The organism is Thiocystis violascens DSM 198, assembly GCF_000227745.2.
Lineage (GTDB): Bacteria > Pseudomonadota > Gammaproteobacteria > Chromatiales > Chromatiaceae > Chromatium > Chromatium violascens.
The window spans coordinates 1729744-1753532 of sequence record NC_018012.1 but is presented as its reverse complement, the minus strand read 5'-3'; the positions used below and the strand labels follow the sequence as shown (position 1 = coordinate 1753532).

The 23789-nt window shown below is 64.5% G+C and carries 26 protein-coding genes, 1 tRNA gene, 1 pseudogene and 1 other annotated feature; of the genes and pseudogenes, 22 read left to right on the top strand and 6 right to left on the bottom strand.

Going from position 1 to position 23789, the window contains the following annotated elements; all coding sequences use genetic code 11:
• Positions 1–72: 72 nt before the first annotated feature.
• Positions 73–666, bottom strand: coding sequence for a recombinase family protein (locus THIVI_RS07815; RefSeq protein WP_157174397.1), 594 nt, complete (start codon positions 664–666; stop codon positions 73–75).
• A gap of 140 nt (positions 667–806) precedes the next feature.
• Here THIVI_RS07815 and THIVI_RS07810 point away from each other — a divergent pair, with 140 nt between their 5' ends.
• The 4 genes from THIVI_RS07810 to THIVI_RS24605 all read left to right on the top strand — a co-directional run bounded on the left by THIVI_RS07810 (position 807) and on the right by THIVI_RS24605 (position 3099).
• Positions 807–1220 carry a DUF4158 domain-containing protein gene (locus THIVI_RS07810; protein WP_041446892.1) on the top strand — a complete coding sequence of 138 codons (414 nt, stop codon included), beginning with the start codon at positions 807–809 and terminating at the stop codon, positions 1218–1220.
• Between the two features lie 67 nt (positions 1221–1287).
• Positions 1288–2397 (top strand): IS5 family transposase, encoded by a 1110-nt coding sequence (locus THIVI_RS07805; RefSeq protein WP_041447215.1) that lies wholly within the window; start codon positions 1288–1290, stop codon positions 2395–2397.
• Between the two features lie 258 nt (positions 2398–2655).
• On the top strand, positions 2656–2913 hold the full coding sequence (locus THIVI_RS07800) for a hypothetical protein (protein ID WP_041446891.1): 258 nt from the start codon (positions 2656–2658) through the stop codon (positions 2911–2913).
• Between the two features lie 9 nt (positions 2914–2922).
• Complete coding sequence (locus THIVI_RS24605) at positions 2923–3099, top strand: hypothetical protein (protein WP_157174396.1); 177 nt, start codon at positions 2923–2925, stop codon at positions 3097–3099.
• A 36-nt stretch (positions 3100–3135) separates the two neighbouring features.
• On the opposite strand, the pseudogene THIVI_RS07795 reads toward THIVI_RS24605, so the two are convergent.
• Positions 3136–4306: pseudogene (locus THIVI_RS07795) on the bottom strand (IS3 family transposase).
• Positions 3964–4079, bottom strand: a sequence feature (AL1L pseudoknot). Its footprint overlaps the pseudogene before it by 116 nt.
• A gap of 62 nt (positions 4307–4368) precedes the next feature.
• On the opposite strand from THIVI_RS07795, the gene THIVI_RS25215 reads away from it, so the two are divergent.
• The 6 genes from THIVI_RS25215 to THIVI_RS24595 all read left to right on the top strand — a co-directional run bounded on the left by THIVI_RS25215 (position 4369) and on the right by THIVI_RS24595 (position 8110).
• Entirely contained in the window at positions 4369–4677 is a 309-nt protein-coding gene (locus THIVI_RS25215) for a hypothetical protein (RefSeq protein ID WP_174284507.1), read from the top strand.
• A gap of 281 nt (positions 4678–4958) precedes the next feature.
• Positions 4959–5912: an AAA family ATPase gene (locus THIVI_RS07780; protein WP_014778062.1), complete on the top strand. Its 954-nt coding sequence runs from the start codon at positions 4959–4961 to the stop codon at positions 5910–5912.
• The gene (locus THIVI_RS07775) at positions 5909–6271 is read left to right on the top strand and encodes a hypothetical protein (RefSeq protein ID WP_014778061.1); all 363 of its coding nucleotides are present in this window, start codon (positions 5909–5911) and stop codon (positions 6269–6271) included. The genes THIVI_RS07780 and THIVI_RS07775 overlap by 4 nt, the downstream gene beginning before the upstream one ends.
• 259 nt (positions 6272–6530) lie before the next feature.
• Positions 6531–6797 (top strand): DUF4160 domain-containing protein, encoded by a 267-nt coding sequence (locus THIVI_RS07770; protein ID WP_014778060.1) that lies wholly within the window; start codon positions 6531–6533, stop codon positions 6795–6797.
• Complete coding sequence (locus THIVI_RS07765) at positions 6790–7059, top strand: DUF2442 domain-containing protein (RefSeq protein ID WP_014778059.1); 270 nt, start codon at positions 6790–6792, stop codon at positions 7057–7059. Before THIVI_RS07770 ends, THIVI_RS07765 begins: the two co-directional genes overlap by 8 nt.
• An 82-nt stretch (positions 7060–7141) precedes the next feature.
• Positions 7142–8110, top strand: a complete 969-nt coding sequence (locus THIVI_RS24595; RefSeq protein ID WP_157174395.1) for a hypothetical protein — start codon at positions 7142–7144, stop codon at positions 8108–8110.
• Positions 8111–8189: 79 nt separating this feature from the next.
• Here the strand turns inward: THIVI_RS24595 and THIVI_RS07750 are convergent, their stop codons facing one another.
• The 3 genes from THIVI_RS07750 to THIVI_RS07740 form a co-directional block, all read right to left on the bottom strand.
• Positions 8190–9401, bottom strand: a complete 1212-nt coding sequence (locus THIVI_RS07750) for a hybrid sensor histidine kinase/response regulator (RefSeq protein WP_052314985.1) — start codon at positions 9399–9401, stop codon at positions 8190–8192.
• A complete protein-coding gene (locus tag THIVI_RS25645) occupies positions 9335–9988 on the bottom strand; it encodes a type 1 periplasmic-binding domain-containing protein (RefSeq protein WP_245537401.1) in 654 nt (217 codons plus the stop codon). The genes THIVI_RS07750 and THIVI_RS25645 overlap by 67 nt, the downstream gene beginning before the upstream one ends.
• Positions 9989–10077: 89 nt before the next feature.
• Entirely contained in the window at positions 10078–10716 is a 639-nt protein-coding gene (locus tag THIVI_RS07740; RefSeq protein WP_014778057.1) for a response regulator transcription factor, read from the bottom strand.
• Positions 10717–10976: 260 nt separating this feature from the next.
• Between THIVI_RS07740 and THIVI_RS07735 the strand changes: the two genes are divergently transcribed.
• The 9 genes from THIVI_RS07735 (at position 10977) to THIVI_RS25210 (ending at position 20585) form a co-directional block, all read left to right on the top strand.
• Positions 10977–11729, top strand: coding sequence for a phytochelatin synthase family protein (locus THIVI_RS07735; protein ID WP_014778056.1), 753 nt, complete (start codon positions 10977–10979; stop codon positions 11727–11729).
• Positions 11730–11875: 146 nt separating this feature from the next.
• On the top strand, positions 11876–12580 hold the full coding sequence (locus THIVI_RS07730) for an AcaB family transcriptional regulator (protein WP_014778055.1): 705 nt from the start codon (positions 11876–11878) through the stop codon (positions 12578–12580).
• Between the two features lie 171 nt (positions 12581–12751).
• On the top strand, positions 12752–13069 hold the full coding sequence (locus THIVI_RS07725; protein ID WP_014778054.1) for a hypothetical protein: 318 nt from the start codon (positions 12752–12754) through the stop codon (positions 13067–13069).
• Positions 13070–13075: 6 nt separating this feature from the next.
• A complete protein-coding gene (locus THIVI_RS22640; RefSeq protein WP_014778053.1) occupies positions 13076–13738 on the top strand; it encodes a M23 family metallopeptidase in 663 nt (220 codons plus the stop codon).
• Positions 13735–14793, top strand: coding sequence for a conjugal transfer protein TraF (locus THIVI_RS07715; RefSeq protein WP_014778052.1), 1059 nt, complete (start codon positions 13735–13737; stop codon positions 14791–14793). The genes THIVI_RS22640 and THIVI_RS07715 overlap by 4 nt, the downstream gene beginning before the upstream one ends.
• Before the next feature lie 8 nt (positions 14794–14801).
• Positions 14802–16250, top strand: a complete 1449-nt coding sequence (locus tag THIVI_RS07710) for a conjugal transfer protein TraH (protein ID WP_014778051.1) — start codon at positions 14802–14804, stop codon at positions 16248–16250.
• Between the two features lie 133 nt (positions 16251–16383).
• Entirely contained in the window at positions 16384–19578 is a 3195-nt protein-coding gene (locus THIVI_RS07705) for a conjugal transfer protein TraG N-terminal domain-containing protein (protein ID WP_014778050.1), read from the top strand.
• 46 nt (positions 19579–19624) lie between these two features.
• Positions 19625–20173 (top strand): lysozyme family protein, encoded by a 549-nt coding sequence (locus THIVI_RS25640; protein WP_014778049.1) that lies wholly within the window; start codon positions 19625–19627, stop codon positions 20171–20173.
• A 118-nt stretch (positions 20174–20291) separates the two neighbouring features.
• On the top strand, positions 20292–20585 hold the full coding sequence (locus THIVI_RS25210) for a hypothetical protein (protein ID WP_014778048.1): 294 nt from the start codon (positions 20292–20294) through the stop codon (positions 20583–20585).
• 518 nt (positions 20586–21103) lie between these two features.
• Here THIVI_RS25210 and THIVI_RS07695 read toward each other — a convergent pair.
• Positions 21104–21172: transfer RNA gene (locus tag THIVI_RS07695), tRNA-Thr, on the bottom strand.
• Positions 21173–21335: 163 nt separating this feature from the next.
• Between THIVI_RS07695 and THIVI_RS07690 the strand changes: the two genes are divergently transcribed.
• The 3 genes from THIVI_RS07690 to THIVI_RS07680 all read left to right on the top strand — a co-directional run bounded on the left by THIVI_RS07690 (position 21336) and on the right by THIVI_RS07680 (position 23781).
• Complete coding sequence (locus THIVI_RS07690; RefSeq protein WP_014778046.1) at positions 21336–22604, top strand: tyrosine-type recombinase/integrase; 1269 nt, start codon at positions 21336–21338, stop codon at positions 22602–22604.
• Positions 22597–23442 carry a hypothetical protein gene (locus THIVI_RS24585; protein ID WP_014778045.1) on the top strand — a complete coding sequence of 282 codons (846 nt, stop codon included), beginning with the start codon at positions 22597–22599 and terminating at the stop codon, positions 23440–23442. The genes THIVI_RS07690 and THIVI_RS24585 overlap by 8 nt, the downstream gene beginning before the upstream one ends.
• Before the next feature lie 105 nt (positions 23443–23547).
• The gene (locus tag THIVI_RS07680; RefSeq protein WP_014778044.1) at positions 23548–23781 is read left to right on the top strand and encodes a helix-turn-helix transcriptional regulator; all 234 of its coding nucleotides are present in this window, start codon (positions 23548–23550) and stop codon (positions 23779–23781) included.
• The last annotated feature ends 8 nt before the right edge of the window (positions 23782–23789 follow it).

The following is a 23789-nucleotide window of genomic DNA, read 5'->3' as shown; positions in this document are numbered from 1 at the left end:
AATCAAAGATATAAACCGATTGGCGAGTACCGCCGCCGAGGCTGGTACCGCGCATCGAGCCAGCGGCTGAATTCAGGGCGCTGGTTCGTGAACAACCCGTTGGACGGTGCTGACGCCTACCCCGAGTTCTGCGGCGATCTTCTTGATCCCTTTGCCCTGCTGGCGAGCCGCTAAGATGGCTTGTTCCACGCGCTCAGGTACGCGCGGGCGGCCAAGCCGTTTGCCTTGTGCCCGGGCCCGCTCCAAGCCCGCCTTCACCCGCTCCTGGATCATGGCGCGCTCGAACTGAGCAAACACCCCACACATCTGGAACATGGCGGTGCCAGCCGGGGTCGTGGTGTCGATCCCTTGCTGGTGTAAGTAGAGATCGACGTCCTTGGCCTGAAGGTCCGACAACAGCGCCACGAGTTGTTGCAGGGATCGCCCCAGCCGGTCGACCGACCAGGCCATCAACAGGTCAATTTCACGACGCAGGATGGCGCGGTAGAGCCGGTCATAGGCCGGGCGCCGATCGCGGCCCTTCACGCCGCTGATGCCGTGGTCGACGAACTCCTCAACGATCTGCCACCCCATGCGCTCGGCCACCGCGCGCAGCTCTCGCAGCTGATTGTCCGGCGTCTGCTCATCCGTCGAGACCCGCGCATAGATCGCCACCTGCTTCATCATGCCTTCCAGGCTATACCAAAAACACCTGGTTTTGCTACCCTCGGCGACCCTCGCGTAAGCCCCTGAAAAACTGAGTCTCAGATCGGCCGATTCCGCTGGGATTTTCCGTACCCCATACGACAGGGACTATCGCCTCCACCATGGCCTCGATCGACCGTACCGCCTATCCCCGATGTTCTCACCAGCTCAGCGACCAGGAGATGGACGCCCGCGACGGTCCGACTGACGAAGAAACGACGCTGACCTTGGCGGAGAGTCTCGGTGCCAGCGCTCGGCTGACATTTCTCGTCATGCTCAAGACGCGTCAACAACTTGGGTATCTCCCGTTGCTCGACGAGGTGCCGGAACAGATCGTCGGCTTCTTGCGCAACGCCTTGGACGTCCCGATTGAAACGGCCTTGCTCGATGCCAGGGTCAAGACCAAAACGCTGTTTCGGTATCGGGGCCTCACCCGCACTCATCTTGGTAACCGGCGCTTCGGCGAGGGCAGTGAGCAACTGCTCGAAGCGCTTGGCGGAGCTGGATGCGGTTGTCGATCCCAAACCCTTCCTTAGAGGGTGTAGACAAAAATAATTGAGCTGCTATTTGTATACCAGTCTACAACTGAGCTGGTGTGCGCTGATGTCGAAAGCTGGTCGTCCCCCCAAGATTCACGAGGCGGAGCAAGCGGTATTGCGTCAAATTGTCACGGATCGCCCGACCTCCACGCTGTCAGAGATTGCCCGGGAACTCGCGGCACGGACGGGAATCGAGGCTCATGAAGCAACGATTCGCAAGTCCTTGCGGGAGGCGGGCGTCACGCGCCTCCGGGGCGAGAGTGGTCTCGAGGCGCAAGCGCGCGCAACGCCGCGTCGGTATGGGTATACGGATGCGCATCGTCGCCACGACCCCGACCAAAGCTACCCAAGTTGTCTGACCGATGCGGAGTGGGACTTGGTCGCCGCTCTCTTTGAGATGCCGGGCGGGCGGGGTCAACCGCCCCGCGTGTCGCGCCGGAGCATCCTGGAGGCGTGTTGCTACGTGGTGCGCACGGGGTGCGCGTGGCGGATGCTGCCGCACGATTTCGCGCCTTGGCAGAATGTCTACAAGACGTTTCGCCGTTGGAGTGCGGCTGGGAAGTTTGAGCAGATGCATGATCGACTGCGGGGGCAATGGCGCGAACGCGAGGGGCGTGAGATCGCGCCGACGGCGGCGGTGCTGGATGCGCAATCGACCCGCGGCTCGCCGCAGGGTGGACCGAGCGGCTTTGATGCGGGCAAGCAGGTCAAGGGGCGCAAGCGCAGCCTGGTGGTCGATACCTTGGGGTTCGTGTTGGCGGTGAGCGTGGTCGCGGCCAATCTTCAGGACCGCGATGCCGCCTCGGGCGCCGTCGCTGACGCGGCCGCCAAGTACCCCCAGATCAACACGCTGTTTGTCGATAGCGCCTACGCCGGTCAATTTGCCCAAACCACCGAGCAGACCCACGCGATCCGCGTGGAAGTCGTGCGCCATCCAGCCAACAAAAGCGTTGGCTCCTGGCACGTGGACGGGGCGCCTGACCGAGTGGTGATCGCCAACGCCGACGGCTTCGTTCCGCTGCCGAAGCGCTGGGTTGTCGAGCGCACCCATGCGTGGAATGAGCGTGCCCGTCGATTGATCATGCATCATGACCGTCTGCCAGCGGTCTCCGAAACCTGGGTTTGGCTGGCGGAGGCGCGCATCCTGCTGCGGCGGTTGACCACAACGGTTTGATTTTGTCTACACCCTCTTAGAGGGCGTCGCATACACCAAGGTCCGGCATGTTTGCGGCCGATGCCTCGCGAATGCAGATCGGCGATCTGCGCGACCTGGCCCAGACCGGCAAACGTCATGCGCTGCTCCTTTGCTTCCTGTTCCGAACCCAGGCTGGGACACGCGACGAGTTCGTGGAGATGTTCCTGCGCCGAATGCGCAAGACCCGCCATGCGGCCAAGGAGCGGCTGCGAGCGCTTCAAGATAAAGCACCAGTCCATGGAGGAGTCGCTGATCGGTGTTCTCGGACAGCTTCTCAACCAGGCAAAGGACGATTGCAACGACCAGGATCTCGGCCTTCGCATGCGGCAGATCCTCGACGCGGAGGGAGCCGTCGAGCGGCTCGGTGCCCAGGTCGAATCGGTTTCCGCCGATCACCAAGGCAACGACTTGCCGCTACTGTGGCCGTTCCACGCCGATCACCGTTCCGTGCTGTTCCGCGTGCTGGAGCTGATCGGGCCGGCTCCGACAACGTAGGACAACGCGTTGATCGATGCCTGGCGCGACGTCCTGCAACATCGCCGAACCCGCCGCGCCACACTACCCCGTGAGATCAACCTCGATTTCTTGTCACAGCGCTGGGCCGCGTTCGTCGAAACGCGGGATGCGCATGAGAACCCGGCACTGGACCATCGCGCCCTGGAAGTCTGCATCTTCACCTGAACCGCTCCGGGAATCTCGGAGACTCATTGGCGTGAGTCACGCCGTTAAGGCAGGCTCGTCGAGTTGTCGATCATAAGCGGCTTCCGCCTTGGCCGGTGGGACGTGACCGATCGGCTCCAGGAGGCGTCGGTGGTTGAACCAGTCGACCCCGGTGAGGGTGGCCAACTCCACGGCCTCGCGGCTCTTCCACGACTGGCGATGGATCACCTCGGCTTTGTACAAGCCATGGATGGTTTCCGCCAGCGCATTGTCGTCGGAGTCGCCCACGCGGCCCACCGATGGCGCAATGCCCGCTTCGCCCAAGCGCTCGGTATCGCGGATCGACACGGACGGCGACCCCCGATCGCGGTGATGGATGAACGCCCCTTGGCGGGCGAGGCGGCGGGCCGCCAAGGCTTGTTCCAGGGCATCCAGGACAAACTCCGTGCGCATTGAGCTGGAGACTTTCCAGCCCACGATGCACCGGGCAAAGACGTCGATGACGAAGGCCACGTCGACAACGCCTTGCCAGGTCGAGACATCGGTCAAGTCCGACACCCAAAGGGCATTTGGCCGCTCCGCCTGAAATTGCCGGTTGACGAGATCGTCTGGACACGCCACGGCCTGGTCGCTGATCGTCGTTTTAACGGCCTGCCCGCGCACCACGCCTTTCAGGCCCATCTGGCGCATCAGGCGCGCCACCGGACAGCGGGCCACGACAAGGCCTTCACGGTGCAGTTGCCGCCAGACCTGGCGAACGCCATCGACCTGAAAGTGCTCGTCCCAGACCCGCTGGATCTGCTCCATCAAAACCGCGTCGCGCTGGGCACGCGCCGAGCGCTGGGCAGGGTCGGCGCGCCGAGCGGCATGCAGGTCGTCCGTTGACGGGCAACCTGCAGAACCTTGCAGATCGGCTCGACCCCGTCGGCTTCGCGGTGTTCATCCATAAAGTCCATCATCGCTTGACGGGGCGGTCGAGCTCCGCCTGGGCAAAATACGCCGATGCCTTGCGCAGAATCTCATTGGCTTGCCGAAGCTCGCGGTTCTCGCGCTCCAACGTCTTGAGGCGCTCGCGCTCGACGGTCGTGAGACCCTCGCGTTGCCCGTGGTCCTTCTCGGCCTGGCGGATCCAGCGGCGTCGCGTCTCGGCCGTGCCGCCGATTTTGCTGGCAATCGAGATGCTCGCGGCCCATTCGCGGTCATGCTCGCCCTGGTGCTCGCGGACCATCCGAACGGCGCGCTCGCGGACTGGGCGACTACCTCCTGGCCGACCAGGACGGGGTGCACGTCTTGCGCTACCGCCAGCGTGGCAGCGTCGACTATGCAGCCCTCCTCACCGAGATCGCCCCCGACCTGGATCCCCAGATCCTGGAGGCGCATCGACGCCCCAGCGCGACGCGGATCAAGGTGACGCTCCAGGTCGCTGACCCTCAAGGGGAGGAGGGCGTCGAGGCGGAGCAGACGGTCGCGGCTCAGGAAGACCATCCCCCGTCGCGCGCCAAGCGCCGTCGGCGCCAGGCACCCGAGCCCGCGCTAGAGACCAGGGACGCGACCGACAGCGCCGCCCAAGAGGGTGACAGCATCTTCGGCTACTTCTGATCCCATCAAGGCTCCAAGGCCGACCGAAAACGCGCCGCATCGGGGAGCCCATGCGGCTTCCCCGGCGCGCGTGGAAGGTCTGTCCCTTGCGGTCGAACCGACCGCCAAGGGAGAGGCTTTCCCTGGTTGCTCCTGATGAGCGACCACCCCATCGCCCGCGCGGGCGATCCACAAGAGCGCGCGCATCACCGCCCGGACCCCGGTCCGGTTCACCACCACCCCGAGGGGAGATCCTGATCCCCGTTGGGGATGGGCGTCTCTCCCGCCTTCGGAGACGACGCATGACCACCCAACGCTTCAATGTTGCACAAGCCTTCGGCGTCAAGGCCCCGCAGGGGCTCAGCATCGAAGGCTTCGCGGATCCCGAGCATCCGCACATCCCCCCGGCGACGCCCTATGTGTTTCGTCAGGGACTCGCGGGGATCATTGCCTTCCTGCGCGAGCCCGCCGGCGATGCCTTCCTGCTCACGGGTCCGACCGGCAGCGGCAAGACCTCGCTCGTCTGTCAGGTCGCCAACCGGCTCAACTGGCCGGTCCAATCCGTGACCTGTCACGGGCGCCTGGAACTGGCCGACCTGGTCGGGCAGTTCGTGCTCAGCCACGGCTCGACGCTGTTCGTCCATGGCCCGCTGGCCGTGGCGCTGCGCGAGGGGCATCTGTTGCTCCTCAACGAGATCGATCTGGTGAACCCGGCCGAACTGGCGGGCCTCAACGACGTGATCGAGGGCCAGCCTCTGGTCATTCCCCAGAACGGCGGGGAGGTCATCCGACCCCATCCCCAGTTCCGGGTCTTCGCCACCGGCAATTCGGCGGGCGCGGGCGACACCACTGGGCTCTATCAGGGCGTGCTGCGCCAGAACCTGGCCTTCCTCGACCGCTTCCGGGTGCTGCAGGTCGGCTATCTGGAACCCGAGGTGGAACTGGGGGTGTTGGCCAGCGCCGTCCCGAGCCTGCCGCGCGAGGTCGGCGAGAAGCTCATTGCCGTGGCCAACGAGGTGCGGCGGCTGTTCCTGGGCGAGGCCGAGGCCGGCGCGGAACTCACGATCACGCTCTCCACCCGCACCCTGGTGCGTTGGGCACGGTTGGCGCTGACCTTTCGGGGGGCGCCCCAGCCGATCCGGTTCGCGCTGGAGCAGGCCCTCACCGCCCGCGCCGATCCCGAACAGCGCGAGGCGATCCACCGTCTCGCCGCCGATGTCATGGGCGAACTCTGGACGGGGAACCAGGCGGCATGAGCGACACCTTTCAGCTCTACCGCTTCCACCATCCCGATGGCCGGGCCAAGGACTGGGCCTGGCGGCGTGATCCCGCCGGCACCCTGACCGTGCGTTGGGGGCCAGCGGGGCGGTTGGTCCAGCACAAGACCTATCCGGCCAGCGCCGCGCGCCAACTGCAACGCACCCTCAGCACCAAGTGCCGCAAGGGCTATGGGCTGGTGGGCGACCGCCGGCTGGATCCCGCGGGCACCGTCATCGATCCGGGAGCGGTGACGCTGTGCGCGTCGCCGGCATCCGCCACCCGACCGGCCATTCCCGATTCACTGGTGTGGGATCTCTCGCGGATCGACACCCGGATCGAGGACGGCTGGTTCTGACCTTCGATCTTCACCCCTCATCGGCCGCTGGGCGCCTGTCGTCTGCCCAGCGGGGCGGGGCAGGCGTGCCCGTGGCCCGGAGACACCACATGAGCACTGACATTCATCCCGTCATCACCCTGACCGCGGCCAACACAGTCCCTGGAAGCAGGCGTATTCTCTCGTCATTGGCACGGCGAGCCTGATGGAAAGGGGACAAGACGCTGATCGCTCATAGTAAGATTCGCCCTTATGTGAAAGATAACTCTGAGCGATTTCGATGCCGGTCATCTCCTGCTTCTTTGGAATCTATGTGCGCATGTACTTCGATGACCACCTTCCTCCACATGTCCATGTGGAGTATCAGGGGGCGGAGGCATTGGTCGCGATCGAGACGGGAGAATTGCTCGAAGGGCGGCTGCCGAGAAAGGCAGCCAAGTTGATCAAGGACTGGTGCGCCGATCATCAACCTGAGCTATCGGACAACTGGCAACGTGCGGTCGCACTACAGCCGCTACGACGAATTCCTGGAGCCGACAATGATTAAGATCGCCAATGCCGAATCCCTGCATGATCGCACCATCCGACTGGAGTTCTCGGATGGCACGACCGGTGACTACGACCTGCGACCCCTGATCGCACGGGGCACGGAGATGGTCAAACCGCTCGAAGACATGGAGTTTTTCCAGCAGTTCTTCCTTGAGTTGGGCGCCCTATGCTGGCCCAACGGATTCGAACTCAGTGGCGGGGGCATCCAGCGACGATTGCGCGAGCAAGGCATGCTGCGTCCGCTCGATCAGGTTGCCTGAAGCGGCTAGCGAGGATGGAAAGCACGATGCCGGGTTCCTCGTATTCTCCCGTTTCGTGGTTTGCCTGGAACGGGCGCATGGCGTGAATCTCACATCATTTCTGCAACAATCTTTTGCGGCTCAGGCTCCGATCGGATGGGCATGTCGTCACGAAGTTGCCGTTCTATCGAAGGAACTTGAGTGGATCTTGGGATTCGCACCACGCGCCGACGTGTTATTCGAGAATGCCGAGACGAATCGGCGCGTTTGGATCGAGTTCGAGATCAGTCGCGCGGATCCAGTCGCTAACCACATGAAGTTTGCCGTCGGGCACCTTTTCGCGCCCCAACTGTCGTGTGATTCCTTCGTCTCGATGATCAGCGACCACGTCGCTGCTGGGCGCATGAACCTCGGGGCGAGTGCTGTGATTCTGATGCGGCGCCTCGGTATGCAAGTCTTTCAGATCCCGCTATTTCCGACCATGACTGGGTCTCTGGTGAAGGAGCTGAACCATCTGCATCGGCCAGAGCTGATTGGTAGCCAGCTCGATGTCGAGCCGGAAATCGAGCGTGCCCTTGCGATCGGCGAGCCGGTCCATGCCGATTCGTCGCACAGGATCTATTTCGTCTCGAATGCCTTCGAGGTCTCGCTCAACGTCATGGAATGGAATCGTTCCACCGCATCAAGCGATGGAGCACGCCTGTGGGGAAAAAGAACGGTCACCTTCTTCGTCTACGATCCTCGGTCGCAGCTTTTCGCACCTTCGAAATTCTGTGCATTCATCCCGGTTTCGCGAATTGTAGAATCCTTGGCGCCTGAGTCGAAGGGTCGAGTCCTGGGCATGACGTTGCCTTATTACTGCTCGATCGACGCGAATGAGCCCCGGTTCGATGGCGGTGTCGCACGCAAGCATTTCCTGCAACGTCTGGGATATCGGCTACTACCGTTGAGTGAGGCTCCAGGGTTGTCAATGCGATTCGAGCGTTGGCTAACCGTCCGAAACGACGGCATTCGCATCCATCCGCGCCATGCTCACATCTTGATTCCGCCGCATGTCACCTTGCCAGCGTGATCCGCTCGACGGATGAAACAGATCGGCTATCGCACCTGATAGGGTTTCGTCTTTACGCACCCCAGGGCATCGCCGGCATTCACCAACACCGGCTGGATCCAGCCCAATCAGCGCAGGCATCGACGACGAAACCCGCCTCGCTTAGTAGGATCACCAATGGCGTGCGGATACTGTCCTCGTCCTCGGCCAGTAACAGACGCTGTCCCGTCACCAGACCCGGTTTGGGGGGCTGCGATGGCATGGAGGGCGGATCCGCGCTGGCCAGCATTCCGGAACGCGACGGTGCCCGGGGCAGGGTGAGCCGAAAGCGACTGCCGACGCTGGGGGTGCTGGTGACGGTGAGTGTGCCGTCGAGCGCTGCCATGAAGCAGCGGCTGAGCCAGAGGCCGAGCCCGATCCCCGAGGAGACGCTGCCCGCCATTCCGCTGCTGCCCTGATAGAAGGGCGCGAAGATGTGCTCCAAATCTGTCGGGGGGATGCCAATCCCCGAATCCTCGACCTCGACCTCGATCCGAATCGACTCGTCGGTATCGTCCGTGGACAGGGTGAGGCGGATGACACCGCCCGCGGTGAATTTGTCGGCATTACGGATCAGGTTGTAAAGCGCCTGGGTCAGCCGGTTACGATCGCTGACCACGGTGATCTCGGTGGCGGGCAGATGCAGCGCGAGTTGATTGCGCGGAGCTAGCGTGGGGCGCAGGGTCGCAGCCACCTCCTCCAGCCAGGTACCGAGCGCAACACGCTGATAGGTGACTTCCAGCGGATGCCCGGCCTCGACCTTGGCCAGGGTCAGCAACTGCTCGATCAGCCCGAGCAGTTGGTGGGAGGCGTGACGGATCACGGCCAGCGGCTCGCTACCCGTCGCCGGGGTGGGGCGTTCCAGGAGCCGCGCATGGAGGATGATCGCCTGCAACGGCGTGCGCAGCTCGTGACTGACATTGGCCAGAAACAGCGTCTTGGCGCGATTGGCCTGTTCGGCGGCGTCACGCGCCAGACAGAGTTCAGCGGTGCGTGCGGCGACCCGCGCTTCGAGTTCGCGGGCGTGTGCCCCCATTTGGCGGTGATGCTCCGCCAACCGTGCGCGCATGGCCACCAGCGCCGCCCACAGCTGATGCACCTCGGCCGGGCTGGTGGCTGGGGGTGGCGGCAGCGCCATCTCGACCGGCGTGTCCAGACCGCGTACCAGGATCGCAAGTGGCGTGAGCAGGCGCAAGGTGAGACGGGTCACGGCCACCCCCAACAGCAGGGTGAGCAGCCCGAGCGGCAGCAGCGCCAGCCAGGCGGTCTCCACCGCGAAGTCGAACGGTTGAACAGTCGCTGGACCCACTGGAGATCGCTGAGTCCAGGCGGGTGGTCCTGAGTCAGCCAGGTGGCGACGGCCCGGCCGAGCGCACGATAATCGGGTGTGAGCCCGAACAACAGACCGCGCTCGACGCTGTCGGCGTCATCGCTGATGACAGGAAAGCCAACCTCCCAACTGCGGCGCACCAGCGGTGGAATCAGAATGTCCGGGTTGAGCGAGAGCACATCGCGATGGAACCAGACCGCGCGCGTCGGGGTGGCCGCTTGCCGGACGCGCTCGATGGCAAGCGCCACCTCGCGCAAATCGCCCACGGCGATCGTCTCCCAGCCCAGCCCCTGGGTTTGGGCCGCCTCACGCGCCTGCTGTACCAGGCGTTCCGGAACCGTGCGCCGATGGACGAACACCAGTGTTTCGCTCGCCGGTGAGAGTGCGTGCAGCTCGGCCATAACCAGCGCCGGCGCGACGAAGCGTGACAGCCCCCGCAGGGCTGTGGCGGGCAACGTGCGCACCAGGATCGGTTGCACCTGGGCATGCGGAAAGGCCTGTCGGGCTGCCGCGTAGGCGTACTCGCCCACCGCCACGACCTGCCGTGGAGCATCCGACCCAGCGGACGGGCTCAGGGCCGCGACCGGACAGACACCAAACGGCGTGCCGTTGTTTGGCGTCAGGCCGGCGGTAAGCTGCGCGATGATCGGTTCATATCGACGTATTTTTTGCTGATCGGCAACGTCTCGGCAATCTGGGTGGGTGAATAGCCGTCGAGCAGCAGGCGCAGCACCTCGCCGCGCCGCCCCACGAGCAGTTGGGTGCGGACCTTGGCCTCGGCCCCGATGGCCAGGAGTTCCAGCCGGGCGCGCAGCGTCGGATCGACCGCCTGACCGCCGGCCGCGACGAGGCGAATGGCCGACCACAGCTCCTCGGGCAGAATCCCCTTGCCCAAATACCCAGCGGCCCCCGCCTCCAGACAGGCGCGCACCAGCTCGGGCTCGACGTGGACGCTCAGGCAGATGATGCGCACGGCGGGGTGTTGACGCTGCAGGGCGGCAATGGCCTCGGCACCACCGAGGGTACAGGGTTGGCCCTCGCGGTCTGGCATGCGCAGATCGAGCAGGATCACATCCGGCTGCAGCAGACGGGTGTCGCGCAGCAGCTGATCGCGGTTGGCACAACTGTTCACGACCGTCACCGCCGCTCCCGCCACCTGCGGCAGCAGTTGCACCATGGCCATGAGCAGGAGCGTCTCGTCCTCGGCAATCAGGACACGAATCGGGGCGGGTATCCGGGCATCGCTTGGGTCAGGCATCGCGTTGCGCTCCTCGGAAACGGGATCCAACGGTGGAGACGCTCGCGGCGACACGCCGAAAGCGGGGTGGGCGGTGCCCGTGCCTCTACCGCTGAACAGACTACCGAGACTTGGCACGAAGACAAAGGCGTCAAAGACGCCAATGACCTCCAGACCGCTCAACCAGCGCCATTGACGCCTGTTCAAGAGCGTGCGGCATGGCTAGGGTATCTGACAGACAGCACCCTCGTTGCTGACAGGCAACCCCACTGGAGGGACCGATGACCGCCGATGTTCCAGCCACACCGCATGGCGCTTCCAAACCGCGCCCCCGTCGTCCCAACCGACGCGGGTGGTGGGCCGCCGGACTGCTCGTCCTGCTGATCCTGCTGGGTGGGCTTGACGAGTATGGCCAGTACCTCGCGGCCCCGCATCCCGAACGGTTCGCGCCGGGGGTGGTGACACAGGGGCCGGCGTTGGACGCCCTCCTGTCGATGCCGCTCGCGGCCGCCTATCGGCGTGACTTCCGCCCCCAAACGAATGCCACCTCGTGCGGCCCGGCGAGCCTGCGCAATGTGTTGGCCTCCCTGGGTCACGCGCTTCCGAGCGAGCGGGCACTGTTTCAGGGCGAGACCGGGCGCTGGTGGCGCCTGCGCCTGATGGGGATGACGCTCGATGAGTTGGCGGCGCTGGCCGAGGCAAATGGGATCGGGACGGTGCGGGTGTGGCGTGATCTGAGCGCACCGGCGTGGCGCGCGCTGCTCCAATCGCTGGACACGCCCGGGCGGCGGCTGATCGTCAACCTCGACCGGGCGTCGTTGCATGGCGTCTCAGTGGGGCATTTCTCACCCCTTGGCGGCTATGACCGGGCAAGTGATCGCGTCCTGCTCCTGGATGTCACGCCGGGCTTTGGCGCCCAGCTCATCCCGAGTGCCCAGTTGCTCGCCGCCATGAACACCCTGGATCCGGTCAGTGGACGTCGCCGGGGGCTGCTCCAGATCGACGCCGAGGACGCGGGAGCCGAGCGGCGCTAGGCGCGGGGTGCCCACAAACCGTCTCTTGCTGGGGTGACCGTTGTTCGATTGTATCGTGTTGGAATCCCGCTAAAAATCGGGCTGTCGTCGGCGGTCCGCCGCGCGTCCGCGGACCGGTTAGCCATGAACCCATGGGGAGCATTACGATGCCGCTGGAAGAAACTGCTCCGGATCCTGTGATGCCGAGTGTCGTGACGGCTGCCGCCACACGCGCCCGTCAACCCTATCGCCACAGCCGCCCGGTTTTCGATCTGCGAGTCCGGATTCAGAGCGAATACGCCCGCCGGCTGCTGCGCGACCGCGAGTTTCGCCCGGCGATGCATGCCCTCTATGGCATCGAAGTGATCCTGCACCTGGTCAGCGACGATGACGAGGCCGAGCAGGTCGAGACCCTGATCCGCGCGCGGCTCGAAGGTCTGGCCGACGAGTTGCAACGGGAAATCGCCCGCGTGCAGATCCTGCTCGCCGACCGTGGCCTGGACAAAACCCGCCCCCGCTACACCCATCCGATCACCGCCACCGTCCATGTCGCCTCGCCGGCCATCGCCCTCTACGCCAACCTCATCCAGGAACTCGATCGGTTGCTGATGGGGCTCGATACCCTCTGGCTGTCGGGCCTGCTGCCGAGCAAGGAGCGCCTGGCGGTGGCGATGCGCTGGCGCCACCGCATCGGTGGGGCCGGGCAGGAGTTCATCGGGCTGCACCGGCGTGCCTATGCCGCGGCCGAGCGGCGCGGTCAGCGCGCGGCGGTCGATGCGGCCGCGCGCGAGGTGGTGTCGGTTCCCGAGGAGGAAGTGCTGGAGACGGACGCCAGCGACGAGGATCCGCCCCCCGCCGATGAACCGGCTTGAGCGATGGGGTCACCCATCCGGCGCACGCGTGAGCGGCCCCCGGCCTGCGTGCGCCGTCTGAGGGTCGCCCGCGACTTCCCGCGGGAGTGACCTCGCGTTGCCGGGGGCATTGGTGGCCGCTCACGGCATTGGCCGTCGAGACGGCATGGCACGCCTGGAGAGCAGATCCCGATGAGCAAGCCCTGTCCCGCGGATGTCATTCTGCAGTTCGTCGTCGAGCAGATTCACGAAGGTCATTATGAGCGCGTCCTGGCGCTGGGGTTCAACTGGGAGCAGATCCTGCGCTGCTGGGAGCAGTTCGCCGATCGACCCTTGGGGGAGCGCTATCTGGAGACCGCGCAGGCCGTGCGGGTGACGGTGCGGCAGGTTCGAGGTGCACTCGCGCGGCACATACACCAAGCGGCGGGGGCGGAGGCGGAGGTGACGAGGCCGCCGTCGCAACAGGGAACAGGATTGGTGCCGCAGCCAGTGGCCGCTGGCGCGCGGTAGCGGCGGATGCCGGGCTGTCCCGCATGGGTCCGTCGGTTGGTCCTGGTGGTCGGCATCGGCGGCGCGCCCATGACGACGGTGGTCCGTGCGGCCGAGTCGGGAACCGATCCGCTGGCGACGCCGCAGATTCGGCTCATCACGCGCGATCACGACCGGGTGGTCAGGGCCATCCGCGTCATCCAAGCGGAGCCAACGCCGGCATTATCGACGGCTGTCAGGAGGGCGTCTGGCACGTGGCGCTGGCCTGTTTGGGGCCGGCTGACCTCGGGCTATGGGCGGCGTCGGCATCCCGTTACCCAGGATCCGCGTTTCCATGCGGGGATCGATCTGGCGGCACCGATCGGCACGCCCGTGCGTGCGGTGGCGGATGGCCAGGTGCGAATGGCGGGTTGGGCAGGTGGCTACGGTCGCCTCGTCGAGCTGGAGCATGGCCAGGGCTGGACGACGCGCTATGGCCATCTTCAACGGGCACTCGTGGCTCCCGGAGAGCGCGTCGAGGCGGGCGAGATCATCGCCCTGGTGGGGTCGACGGGACGCTCCACCGGAGCGCATCTGCATTTCGAAATCCGTCGTCACGGGCGGCCGGTCGATCCGTTGACACGCCTCGCCGCGAGACCTGGTCAGAGTCTGGCGCAGCGTTCGACGTCGCGCGCTGGAGTGGGCGGGTGACCGCGAAGCCTCGCCGCATCGGCTGGACGGTCGGGCGTTGTCGGGAGCGCGCGGTTGGCGGAGTCGTGGTCGTGCTGCTTCTCAGCGGTATGGGACCGACCACAGCGGCCGAGGTGACCCCGTTCTACGAGCGGGGCGCCGAGGGCTGGTTCTGGTATGCCCCGGAGCCGCCAATCGTCTCGGAGCCCGCGTCTCAGCCAATACCGGAGCCACCGCCGGCGCCGCCCATGATGACCGAGATTCCGAACCCGGCGGTGAAGGAGACCCGTTTGGCAATGGAGCCGACCGAGTCAGCTCCGCTCTCGGCCGCCTGGCTGCGCGCCAACCTGGAGCGCTACCAACTCCAGGCCATCGACGATCCGACCCAGACCAAGGTGGCGCTCTATCTTTATCTGCAGCGCATCGCCCTCGACAAGGCGTCGCGCTTCACCGAGGTCTATCAGCGCGTCGTCCAGAGCGATCCCTATCTCGACGAGACGACCCGCCGGCCGGTGGGCAATTACGCCAATCTCCTCAACCGTGTCGCCGGTCAGCAGCGGGCGGCGGCGCTCAAGGCGCTCGCGGGTGAGGCGGGGATCTGGTTTTTCTACCGCTCGGACTGTCCCTATTGCGCGGCCCAGGCACCGGTCTTGGGTCTGCTCGGCCAGCAGACCGGCTTTCGCGTGCAGGCGATCGCGCTCGACGGCCGACCGTTGCAGAACGGGCCTTTCGCGGATTATCGCCGAGACCTGGGGCAGGCCGCCCGACTCGGTGTCGTCTCGACGCCGGCGCTGTTCCTGGTCCGCCCGCCCGACGGGATCGTGCCGATCGCCCAGGGGCTTCTGTCGCTGAGCGATCTGGAGCAGCGTCTGCTAACCGCCGCCCACCAGGCCGGCTGGATCGATGAGGCAGCCTATGCGCGCACCCGGCCCATCGTCGCCGACCTGAGTCTCGACTGGGGGCCGGAGGCGCCGCTCGGCGTTCCCGAGGATCCGGACGCCTTTCTGGAGCTGCTGCGCGCCCGCGTGGCGGGCGAGGGGCTTTCTGCTTCAACCGCACCGTGGTCAATCGACTGAGGTCCGCCATGCCAGCCCGATCGATCCGCTACCCTCGCCTGATCCTCGCCGCAGGCGTCTGCCTGGTCGCCAGCGCACCGGTTAACGCCGACCTCGACGCCGAGATGGAGGCGATGTTCGGCACCCTGGTCAACGTCACCGCGCCGACCGCGCACCTGGGACAGCGGCGCGGGGTGCTGTCGGCCGGGTCGGTGGTGTCGCGCAACCGCATCGTCGACGCCAATCTGGTCTCCTTCGTTCCGCCGTCGTTCGAGGCCGGCTGCGGCGGGATCGATCTATTCGGCGGCTCCTTCTCCTTCATCAACGTCGAGCAGTTCACCAACCTCCTCAGGTCGATTGCCTCCAATGCCGCCGGCTATGCCTTCCAGTTGGCGTTGACCACCATGGCCCCCTCCGCCGCCGAGATCATCGAGCAGCTGCAGAAGAAGGTCGCCCAGCTCAATGCCCTCTCGGCCAACTCCTGTCAGCTCGCCCAGGGGATCGTCAACGACACCGCCTCGGCGCTGACCGGCAAGCGGGTGGGGGAGGCCAGTCTGATGGCCGATCTCTACGAGCTGGGGGATGTCTTCGAGAACCGCTCAACGGTGACCGGCAAGGGACCGCTGGAGACCGTCTACGAACAGGTTCCGGCGGCGGCCGCCGCGCAGTTCGAGGGCAATTTGGTCTGGAAGGCCCTCACCGACAGTGAAGTCGATGGCTGGTACAGTCACTGCGACCAGGCGCTGCTGGAGGCGCTGATGAGTCTCACCGGCAGTCTCATCGTCGGCTCGGCCGAGGGCGGGCTGCAGGACGCGCCCGACGGCGGCGTGAACCTGCCGACGACCTTCTTGCCGCCGACGCTGACGGTGAGCGATCTGCTCGATGGCAGCGGGGAGGGGGAAGATCAGCGCGTCGTGGTCTGGCGCTGCGTCTCGCGCTCGGAATGTCGCGCACCGACCAAGGCCGAGATCGAACTCGAAGGGCTGATCCCGCGCGTGCGCGCCCTCTTGGTCGGGGATCCCTCGCGGGTCGGGCTGATCGACAAATTCCGCCTCGGCGTGGAGGAACTGAGCGCGGAGGAGAAGGGCTTCATGGAACATGCCCCGCTCGGACTCGGCGGTGGCCTCCGCACCCTGGCACGCCTGGAGCCCGGCATGGCCCAGGGCTTCGCCGATCGCGCCGCGCCGATGCTCGCGGTGGAAATGCTCCAGACCCTGGTGCGCGACCTGCTGAGCAGCGTGCGACTGGCGACCGGGAGCCTCCAGCACACCCACACCACCCAGTTGCTCCAGCATCTGGATACGGTCCGTGAGGATATCTGGACCGAGTCCAGCACCCTGGCGCAGCGCTACGGCAATCCCAACGAGCTGCTGGAGACCTACCGCAATCTGCTCGCCCAGTACAAGGCGCCGAGCTACCTGGATCTGACCCAGGCGGCAGCGGGCGAGACCTCGGTTGAGATGGATGCCTCGCCCTGATCCTCTGTCACCTCTGGCCGATGTCTCCAAGGCTCATCGCGTCTGTCCCATTCCTTCTTTCCCTGTTTCGCGTCCTGCCCATCGGCGCCCGATCGCAATTCCGTCCACCTCAACCCGTTGGAGGCGCTCCCGCATGTGGACCATCTATTCCATCGGTGATCCGGCTTTTCTGGAGCAGGTGCTCAATGCCGTCGCCATGCTCTTCGGCGCCGACAGCTTCACGCGCTTCGTCGGCATCGGTTTCTTGCTCGGGATCCTGATCATCGCCTTCCAGGGGCTATTGCAGGGGGCGCAGAGCATTCGCTTCCAGGGCCTGCTGGTGTCCTTCGTGCTCTATTCGCTGCTGTTCGTGCCCACGGTGTCGGTGACCATCGAAGGGGCCTATTCGGGCTCGGCGCGGGTGGTCGACAACGTGCCCTTGGGACCGGCTGTGGTTGGGTCAGCCGTCTCCAACCTCGGCTACGGGCTCACCCGACTGTTCGAGCAGGCGTTTGCGACGCCTTCGATGACCGAGCATGGGTTCGCCGATGCGCTGCAAGTGATGGCGACGGTGCGCAAAACAGCGCTCTCGCGGCTGACGACAGGTGAGGCGAATAGCCCAACCACTGGCGCGGACGTTGAGCAGTCTTGGCTCAACTACGTGGCCGACTGCGTGCTCTATGCGGTCGAACGTAGGATCAATGGTACGACCATGGATACGGTCCTCCAGGCGACGACGCTGGACGCGGCCTTGCAGACGCCGATCGTCACCGGCACCACCAAGCTGATCCTTGGCGAGACGCCCGAGGAGCTGACCTGTGTCGACGCCTACGGGCGCCTCTCGGCCTACACCATGACGGCCTTCCTGCCCAAGTTCAAGCAGGCGGTCGCGGCCAAGCTGGGGATCGACAGCGGTGCCGTCGACAACCGGGTTCGCGCCACGCTGACGACACTGACCCAAGACACGGTCGATGCCCAGCAGTACATGGTGATGACGGCGATCTTGCCGATGCTTGAGCGCGGGGTGATCCAGCACTACAACGACATCGGCCAATGGAATGCCGCCTTGCAGACCAGCCAGGCGATCCAGCAGCGCAACAGTCAGTGGGCGACCGAGCCTTCGCTGTTCGGGCGCATCATGCGCCCCATGATGACCTTCTTCGAGGGCTTCATTTTCGCCATCGGCCCCTTCATGGCCTTCGCCGTCGCGTTGGGACCGATCGGCATTGCCATGGTCGGGCGCTATCTGATCTTCGGCCTGTGGATCCAGCTCTGGCTGCCGATTCTGGCGATCACCAACCTCTATCTGATCCTGGCGGCACAGCGTGCGTTCGAGGCGTTGTCGGATCAGGCCGGGGTGACCCTGCCGTCCTTCCGCGCGCTCTACGAGAGTGATCTGCTGCTCCAGGACTATCTGGCCACCGGTGGGATGCAGGTCGCCTCGACGCCGGCCATCAGTCTGATGCTGATCTACGGCAGCGCCATCACCGCCACCCACCTGGCCGGTCGGCTGCAGAGCGGGGATCACGTCAACGAGCGGCTGACCTCGCCCGATGTCCTCCAGCCACAGGCGGCCGGGACGGTTGGATCTCTGCTCCAGCGTACCGCCCTCGGTGGTACGGTGGCCCCAGGAGCGGCGGGGCTGCTGTGGTCGTTCAACCTCGGACACTCGGCGCAGACGACACTGCGCTCGGCCGAGCAGAGCGCGCAGCAGGCGCAGGAGAGCTTTACGACGTCCCTGAGCCAGGCGCTGGCGAGTTCGGCAGCGGCCAATCATCAGACCAGTCTGCAGTATGCGCTGGGACAGAAGCTGGATGCCTCGTACAGTCGGGCGGATGCGGCGGTGCTGGCGGCGAGTGAGGATTTGAGTGAGCGGTTCAAGAATGGCCATCTCAGCCAGAATCAGCTGGGCACTGTGCTCCGAGCGGCACTCACGACGCCACGCACCGAGGAAGGTGTCAGGCAATTGGCTAGCGAGCTGACGTCCCGCTACTCAGTCAACGCGGATCTTGCCTACGAAGTCGCCTCGGTGGCCATGCAGAAAGCATCCACCGATCAGCGCCTCCAGGCGAGCTTATCGGAAGGCTTCGCCTATGACCTCTCCTGCGGACATGGAGAAACTTACACGACTGGGTTAAACCGTAGCGAATCCGAGCAGCTTGGCCAGCAAGCTCAGGATGTGCTCACGACGTCCCGTTCGGTCGAACGGGCTGCGCAGTTCGCGCAGCAGTATGGAACCAGTGGACGGCTCGGAGCCGTGGAGACCTCGGGTCTGCTGCTGGCCCATCCAGCCCTGTTCGAGCGGCAGGAACGAACCCTTGATCGCTTCGGCTTGGCCGGCGATACGGCCCAGCAGGCGGATGCCCTCATGGCGGGCGGCGTGGTCGGCGACCGCCAACAGGCCCGCGCGATTGCCGGGATGGGCTTATTGCTCGGCTTCTATGGCGGGCTACGCGCGGATGCGATGAGCACGGACGAGCAGCGGCAGGCGGAAGCGGCGGCCCAGGGAATCTACGCCGAACTGGTGGGTGTGCGTCAGCCTAACCCCATCGAACCCAGGGGATTGGGGGGACTTGCGATGTCAATGCCCGCGTTCGGGGGCACGCAGTCCCGCGTCCTGGCCGCCAGCGTGCCGGCTCCTAGAGCGGCGGTCGTGGCCGGACTCGCGGTGCAGCGGGTCGCGGCGGATGGCACCATCCGGATGCTTGAGGCAGCGCCGGCCGCCGTTGAGCCGTTCGCCCGTGGCGGTGCGACGGCGGTGGGTCAGCAGCACCGAACCAACACCAACGTCATTCGGGCGGAAGAACATCAGCGGCTCAGTGAGGCGATCAATGATCGGGTCGCGTTGCCTCGACCGGCCGCCGAGACGGTGCAGCGGGAGATGGGCGGGTTGTGGATCCGGGCGGCGGAGACGGGCGCCCTGGTGGTCACGGGTGCCGGGGGCGCGAGCCAGCAGATCGTCGAGGCGGTCGGGGCCTTTGGGCAGACCCTGTCGACCGGCGGGAGTGTCGCGGAGGCGGTGGCGGCCGGTCGGGCGGCCGCCGGCAGCACGGCGGGCTGGAGTGCCGCGCGGACGGCGATGATCGACACGCGCCTGACGCAGATCGAGGGTTTTGGCCTGACCCAGGCCCAGGTCACGCTCTACCGCGAGGCCTCCGACTCGACCCTCTTCGCCTTCGCGCCCAGCGCCGAACAGGCCGCCGCTCGTCAGGTCGTGATCGAGGAATCCGGTGCGTCGGGCGAGGCGGTCGCGGCCTTGATCGAGCGCGCCGTCGTCGGAAGGGGACGACACGGATCTGCGTCTCATCGGTCAGTACAATCAAAGCGCGCCGATTTCCTCATTGGATGAACCTCCCGCGATTGGGACGCTCGGTCAGCCGAGTGCGCCTGGTCCTTTGAGGCACCCGAGTACGGCCGACGGGCGTTTCGGGCAACTGCTCGATCTGATCGCCGTCCCGGAGTCGCACGGCAACTACAATGCCTGGTACAACCACGCCGATCAGCATGCCGTCGATCTGTCGACCCTGACCCTGGATGAGGTCCGCACGTTCCAGCAGCAATTGCTCGATGCCGGCAATGGCGGCTCGGCCATCGGCCGCTACCAGTTCATCCCCTCGACCCTGGAGGATTTGCGGGAACGCCTGGAGTTGACGGGGTCCGAGCGTTTTACGCCAGCCCTGCAGGATCGGTTGGCGCTGGTGCTGGCCCGCGATGCCGGTGTCAATGACTGGGTGGGCGGCGCCCTGCCGCACGATGCCTTTGCCCACAATCTGTCGAAGATCTGGGCGGGTCTGCCGATGGACGCCTCGAACCAGAGTTATCACCAGGGGATGGGTGACAATGCCGCGCGGATTGATTACACGACCGTCCTCGATCGTTTGACGGCGATTCGGGGAGGGGAGTTGCTGACCACCGACGCTTCGGCACTGATGAACGCGCCGTGAGCCGGGATGACGACCGGACTTCTCCCACCGGGGACGTCGTCGTATGGCGTTCGCGCGGTGGATGAGACGGCCTTCAGGTGCTGGATCCGATGCCTATCTTGGTCTTGGAGGGGAAAAGATGTTCTCGATTCGTCACTGGAGATGGTGGAATTGGCTGCTGGCAGGCATTTTGATGCCGCTGTTGGCCGGTGGCCTTGGGGTGATTATTTTTATCGGACTGGCTGCCATTGCGCTCATCGCCCGTGTGCTCTTCGGTCCTGCGCCACAGTGGGATTCGGAGTTGGATGGTCCCATCTTGAATTTTGGTCGCAGGCATGCACGCTATGATGATTGGTGGGTTGAGTCAACGCGCAGAGACGATGATGATCGGTTCTTCCAGGAAGGATCCTACCGACTCATGAATGACGACTGAACCTAATCCGGCAAAGCCGGAACCAAATGAGGGCAGACCATCCGGGGCCTCTTCATCAAGGAGGCGATCTCCGGCGAAGCAGTCGGACTCGGGCCGCGTGGCCATGACAGACGCGCCCGCGGACGGATCATCGATCGCGCGGGCGTGTCGGAGGAGCAAGCCACGCTTGCCGGTTGTCGTGTTGTTCCCACCGATGTTCCCATCGAACAACGCAGCAAAGGGCCTCGCGACTCAAGATATCTTGCATTTAATCAGTATTTTAGACACCTGTTCCCACTGTTCCCAGCTTCTGGGAGGCCCCCTTCCAACTCGGGTGACGTATCGGTCGCGGTCTTAATCCAGAACCTGCGGCCGAGAGCTTACAGATGCTCATGCTTGGCGAGCCGATAGGAGCAACAAGACATTCTCATCCATCACTGGGGTCTCTAATAGGCCAAGTTGCGAGATTTCGCATGGTGACTTATTGGTGACTCAAGATGAATTTGAACGAGACGATAACATCTAACTTAATGATTTTATGGAGCTGACGGTCGGATTCGAACCGACGACCTGCTGATTACAAATCAGCGAAAACGCCATTTCTGAGCATTTCAGACCATCCCTAATCAGTCTGCTACTCAACGCACAAAACCCCGTTTTACTTGCCTTTTGTGGCCCATGTTATAGACTGTTACTAACGCTAGGTAACAGCCCGAAACGCCCAAACCTGTTACCTATAGCGTTACCTAGAATCGGATTAGGTAACAGGCCATGCCCAAGAAGCGTTTCACCGTGCCTTTCGTCGAGAAGGTTTTGCCGCCGACCGACAAGCCCCAAGAGGATTACTTCGATACCGTCCTCCCCGCCTTCGGACTGCGAGTCGGCAGGAAGCGGAAAACCTACTTTGTCATGGTCCGTGTGCTGCGGGATGGCGAATGGAAGATGACGCGCGCCAACATCGGCACGACCGCCGAGCTAGACCTTGCCTCAGCGCGCCAGCAAGCACAGGAGGCGATGGACCGCGCCGCGAAGGGATTTGCACCCGCCGAGGTCAAGGTGGAGCGCAAGGCCGCTCAGGCCGACGAGAGCCGTAACACCTTCTCCGCTGTGCGCGATGAGTTCCTGACCAAGTATCGTGGTCGGCAGAACCGCAAGCCTGCACCACGCACCCTGGCCGAGATCAAGCGCGTCCTCAATACCGACCTGTTCGCCGCCTGGAATGATCGCCCGCTCGCCAAGATCAGCCGGCGCGATGTGCTGGATGTGCTGGATGTGCTGGTGGAACGGGATGCCGAGGTCATGGCGAATCGCACCCTGGCCTATCTGTCCATGCTGTTCGGATGGGCCATGCACCGCGAGATCATCACGACCGACCCGACCGACAACATCAAGAAGCCCGGTAGCGAGCAATCTCGCGAGCGGGTTCTGAGCCTGGATGAACTGCGCGCGATCTGGCAGGCCACCGAGGCCAACCAGGGCGATTTATTCAGCGGGATCGTTCGCGTCTTGATGCTGACCGGGCAACGCCGGGATGAAGTCGGCGGGATGCGCTGGTCAGAACTGGATCTGAGCGCGGCAACATGGACCCTGCCAACGAACCGCACCAAGAATCATCGTGAGCACATCGTTCCTCTGACTGCACCTGTGGTCGAGATCCTGCAAGCTCGGCAAACCGAGCAGGACGCGATGCGGCTCAAGACCGATTACGTGTTTACCAGCTTCGGCCCGCGTCCCTTCTCGGGCTGGTCCAAGAGCAAGGCCCGGCTGGACGGGCGCGCCAGCATCGCCAAGTGGACCCTGCATGATCTGCGGCGCACCCTGGCAACCCGCCTTGCCGAAGACCTGCACATCCCGCCGCACATCATCGAGGCCACCATCAACCATGTGTCGGGCGCGCGGGCTGGCGTGGCTGGCACCTACAACCGGGCGCTCTATCTGGAGGAACGGCGGAACGCCCTGGACGCATGGGCGGGGTATGTGCTGCGGGTTGTGGGCGCGGTCGAGACCGGGAACGTGGTGGAGATGCGGGCACATGGGTAACGACGACACGCCGCGATCAATAGATGAGGCAGTTCTACGCGACCTGCTTGCCAATCATCCGGAGCCCATTCGAGTCTATCTTGATGAGGTGAAAAAGGCGAAAGCCAATGGAATGCCCGGTGAAGGGCTAGATACGTTGCTTGCTTGGGCTGTAGATCCATCATCTGATGAGAGTGCTGTTCAGGCTATTGGCGCTTATCTCGATGCTGATTTGCCTGTTCCGCCGCTTCTGCGTCAAAAGGAAAAGGAGGCCATGCACTCATACAGTTTCTTTCTGATGACACAAAGGGTAGGCGTCGGCTATCGCGGGCTGACACTAGGCGGCGCACTAGGCGGCGCGTTTGTCTGTCGGATTCGCTATCTGATAAATCTGGCCACGAAACCGCGACGAGGCAAGCATCCGACATCCCCCCGCGCAGCCAGAGAGCTATGCAGTTATGCCGCTGGCAATCTTGAGCATATAGCGCCAATGCCTCGCGAGCTGAAAGATTACATCGTCACTGCATTGCGTCATGTTGCGGCAGGCGGAAGCGCGGACAAGGCGCTTGGTATCCACCGCACCCCCCGCCTTGATGCACTCGACCAAGACCGGCGCGATGGTGAGCTCGTCCGGCGGGTGGAAGGCTTGCGCGCCCAAGGCAAGACCAAGACCGCTGCAATCGCGGAGGTTGCCCGTGAACTGTTAAACACCGAAGACGACACGAACCTAAAGAGAATCTATCGAGACCACGAAAAGCGTACGAAATTAACTTACCCCGGCAATCGGGCAATAGCGCGCAGCAGCATGGCGTACCGACTCCGCGAAAAGCTCCGCCAGATCATCGACTCCACGGGCTGAGGGTATCTATCAGCATCCAGGGGACTCAGATAGCATTTTTCAGTCCCTCGTTTCACGTTTTAACCCGCTCTAACCTGTCGTGCATCCCAACCACGGAGATGCACGATGCCGCAAGCCACCCCCACCCCCACCCCGCTGGACACGCTTCCTGACGAGGCACTGGTCACTCAAGGCCAACTCAAGACCCTTTTCGGGAACGTGTCTGACATGACCATCTGGCGCTGGCGTCAGGCCGGTCTGATCCCGGAACCCACCCATATTCGAGGCCGGAACTTCTGGCGCGCTGGTGTGGCGCGCGCCACGCTGGCCCGGCTCACGTCCACCCCTGCCGCCGCCTGAAGGAGTCG

Bases quoted from the DNA above. Each gene is read 5' to 3' on its own strand.
- THIVI_RS07815 (WP_157174397.1), bottom strand. From the start codon at position 666: ATGATGAAGCAGGTGGCGATCTATGCGCGGGTCTCGACGGATGAGCAG.
- THIVI_RS07810 (WP_041446892.1), top strand. From the start codon at position 807: ATGGCCTCGATCGACCGTACCGCCTATCCCCGATGTTCTCACCAGCTC.
- THIVI_RS07805 (WP_041447215.1), top strand. From the start codon at position 1,288: ATGTCGAAAGCTGGTCGTCCCCCCAAGATTCACGAGGCGGAGCAAGCG.
- THIVI_RS07800 (WP_041446891.1), top strand. From the start codon at position 2,656: ATGGAGGAGTCGCTGATCGGTGTTCTCGGACAGCTTCTCAACCAGGCA.
- THIVI_RS07780 (WP_014778062.1), top strand. From the start codon at position 4,959: ATGACCACCCAACGCTTCAATGTTGCACAAGCCTTCGGCGTCAAGGCC.
- THIVI_RS07775 (WP_014778061.1), top strand. From the start codon at position 5,909: ATGAGCGACACCTTTCAGCTCTACCGCTTCCACCATCCCGATGGCCGG.
- THIVI_RS07770 (WP_014778060.1), top strand. From the start codon at position 6,531: ATGCCGGTCATCTCCTGCTTCTTTGGAATCTATGTGCGCATGTACTTC.
- THIVI_RS07765 (WP_014778059.1), top strand. From the start codon at position 6,790: ATGATTAAGATCGCCAATGCCGAATCCCTGCATGATCGCACCATCCGA.
- THIVI_RS07740 (WP_014778057.1), bottom strand. From the start codon at position 10,716: ATGCCTGACCCAAGCGATGCCCGGATACCCGCCCCGATTCGTGTCCTG.
- THIVI_RS07735 (WP_014778056.1), top strand. From the start codon at position 10,977: ATGACCGCCGATGTTCCAGCCACACCGCATGGCGCTTCCAAACCGCGC.
- THIVI_RS07730 (WP_014778055.1), top strand. From the start codon at position 11,876: ATGCCGCTGGAAGAAACTGCTCCGGATCCTGTGATGCCGAGTGTCGTG.
- THIVI_RS07725 (WP_014778054.1), top strand. From the start codon at position 12,752: ATGAGCAAGCCCTGTCCCGCGGATGTCATTCTGCAGTTCGTCGTCGAG.
- THIVI_RS22640 (WP_014778053.1), top strand. From the start codon at position 13,076: ATGCCGGGCTGTCCCGCATGGGTCCGTCGGTTGGTCCTGGTGGTCGGC.
- THIVI_RS07710 (WP_014778051.1), top strand. From the start codon at position 14,802: ATGCCAGCCCGATCGATCCGCTACCCTCGCCTGATCCTCGCCGCAGGC.
- THIVI_RS07705 (WP_014778050.1), top strand. From the start codon at position 16,384: ATGTGGACCATCTATTCCATCGGTGATCCGGCTTTTCTGGAGCAGGTG.
- THIVI_RS25210 (WP_014778048.1), top strand. From the start codon at position 20,292: ATGTTCTCGATTCGTCACTGGAGATGGTGGAATTGGCTGCTGGCAGGC.
- THIVI_RS07690 (WP_014778046.1), top strand. From the start codon at position 21,336: ATGCCCAAGAAGCGTTTCACCGTGCCTTTCGTCGAGAAGGTTTTGCCG.
- THIVI_RS24585 (WP_014778045.1), top strand. From the start codon at position 22,597: ATGGGTAACGACGACACGCCGCGATCAATAGATGAGGCAGTTCTACGC.
- THIVI_RS07680 (WP_014778044.1), top strand. From the start codon at position 23,548: ATGCCGCAAGCCACCCCCACCCCCACCCCGCTGGACACGCTTCCTGAC.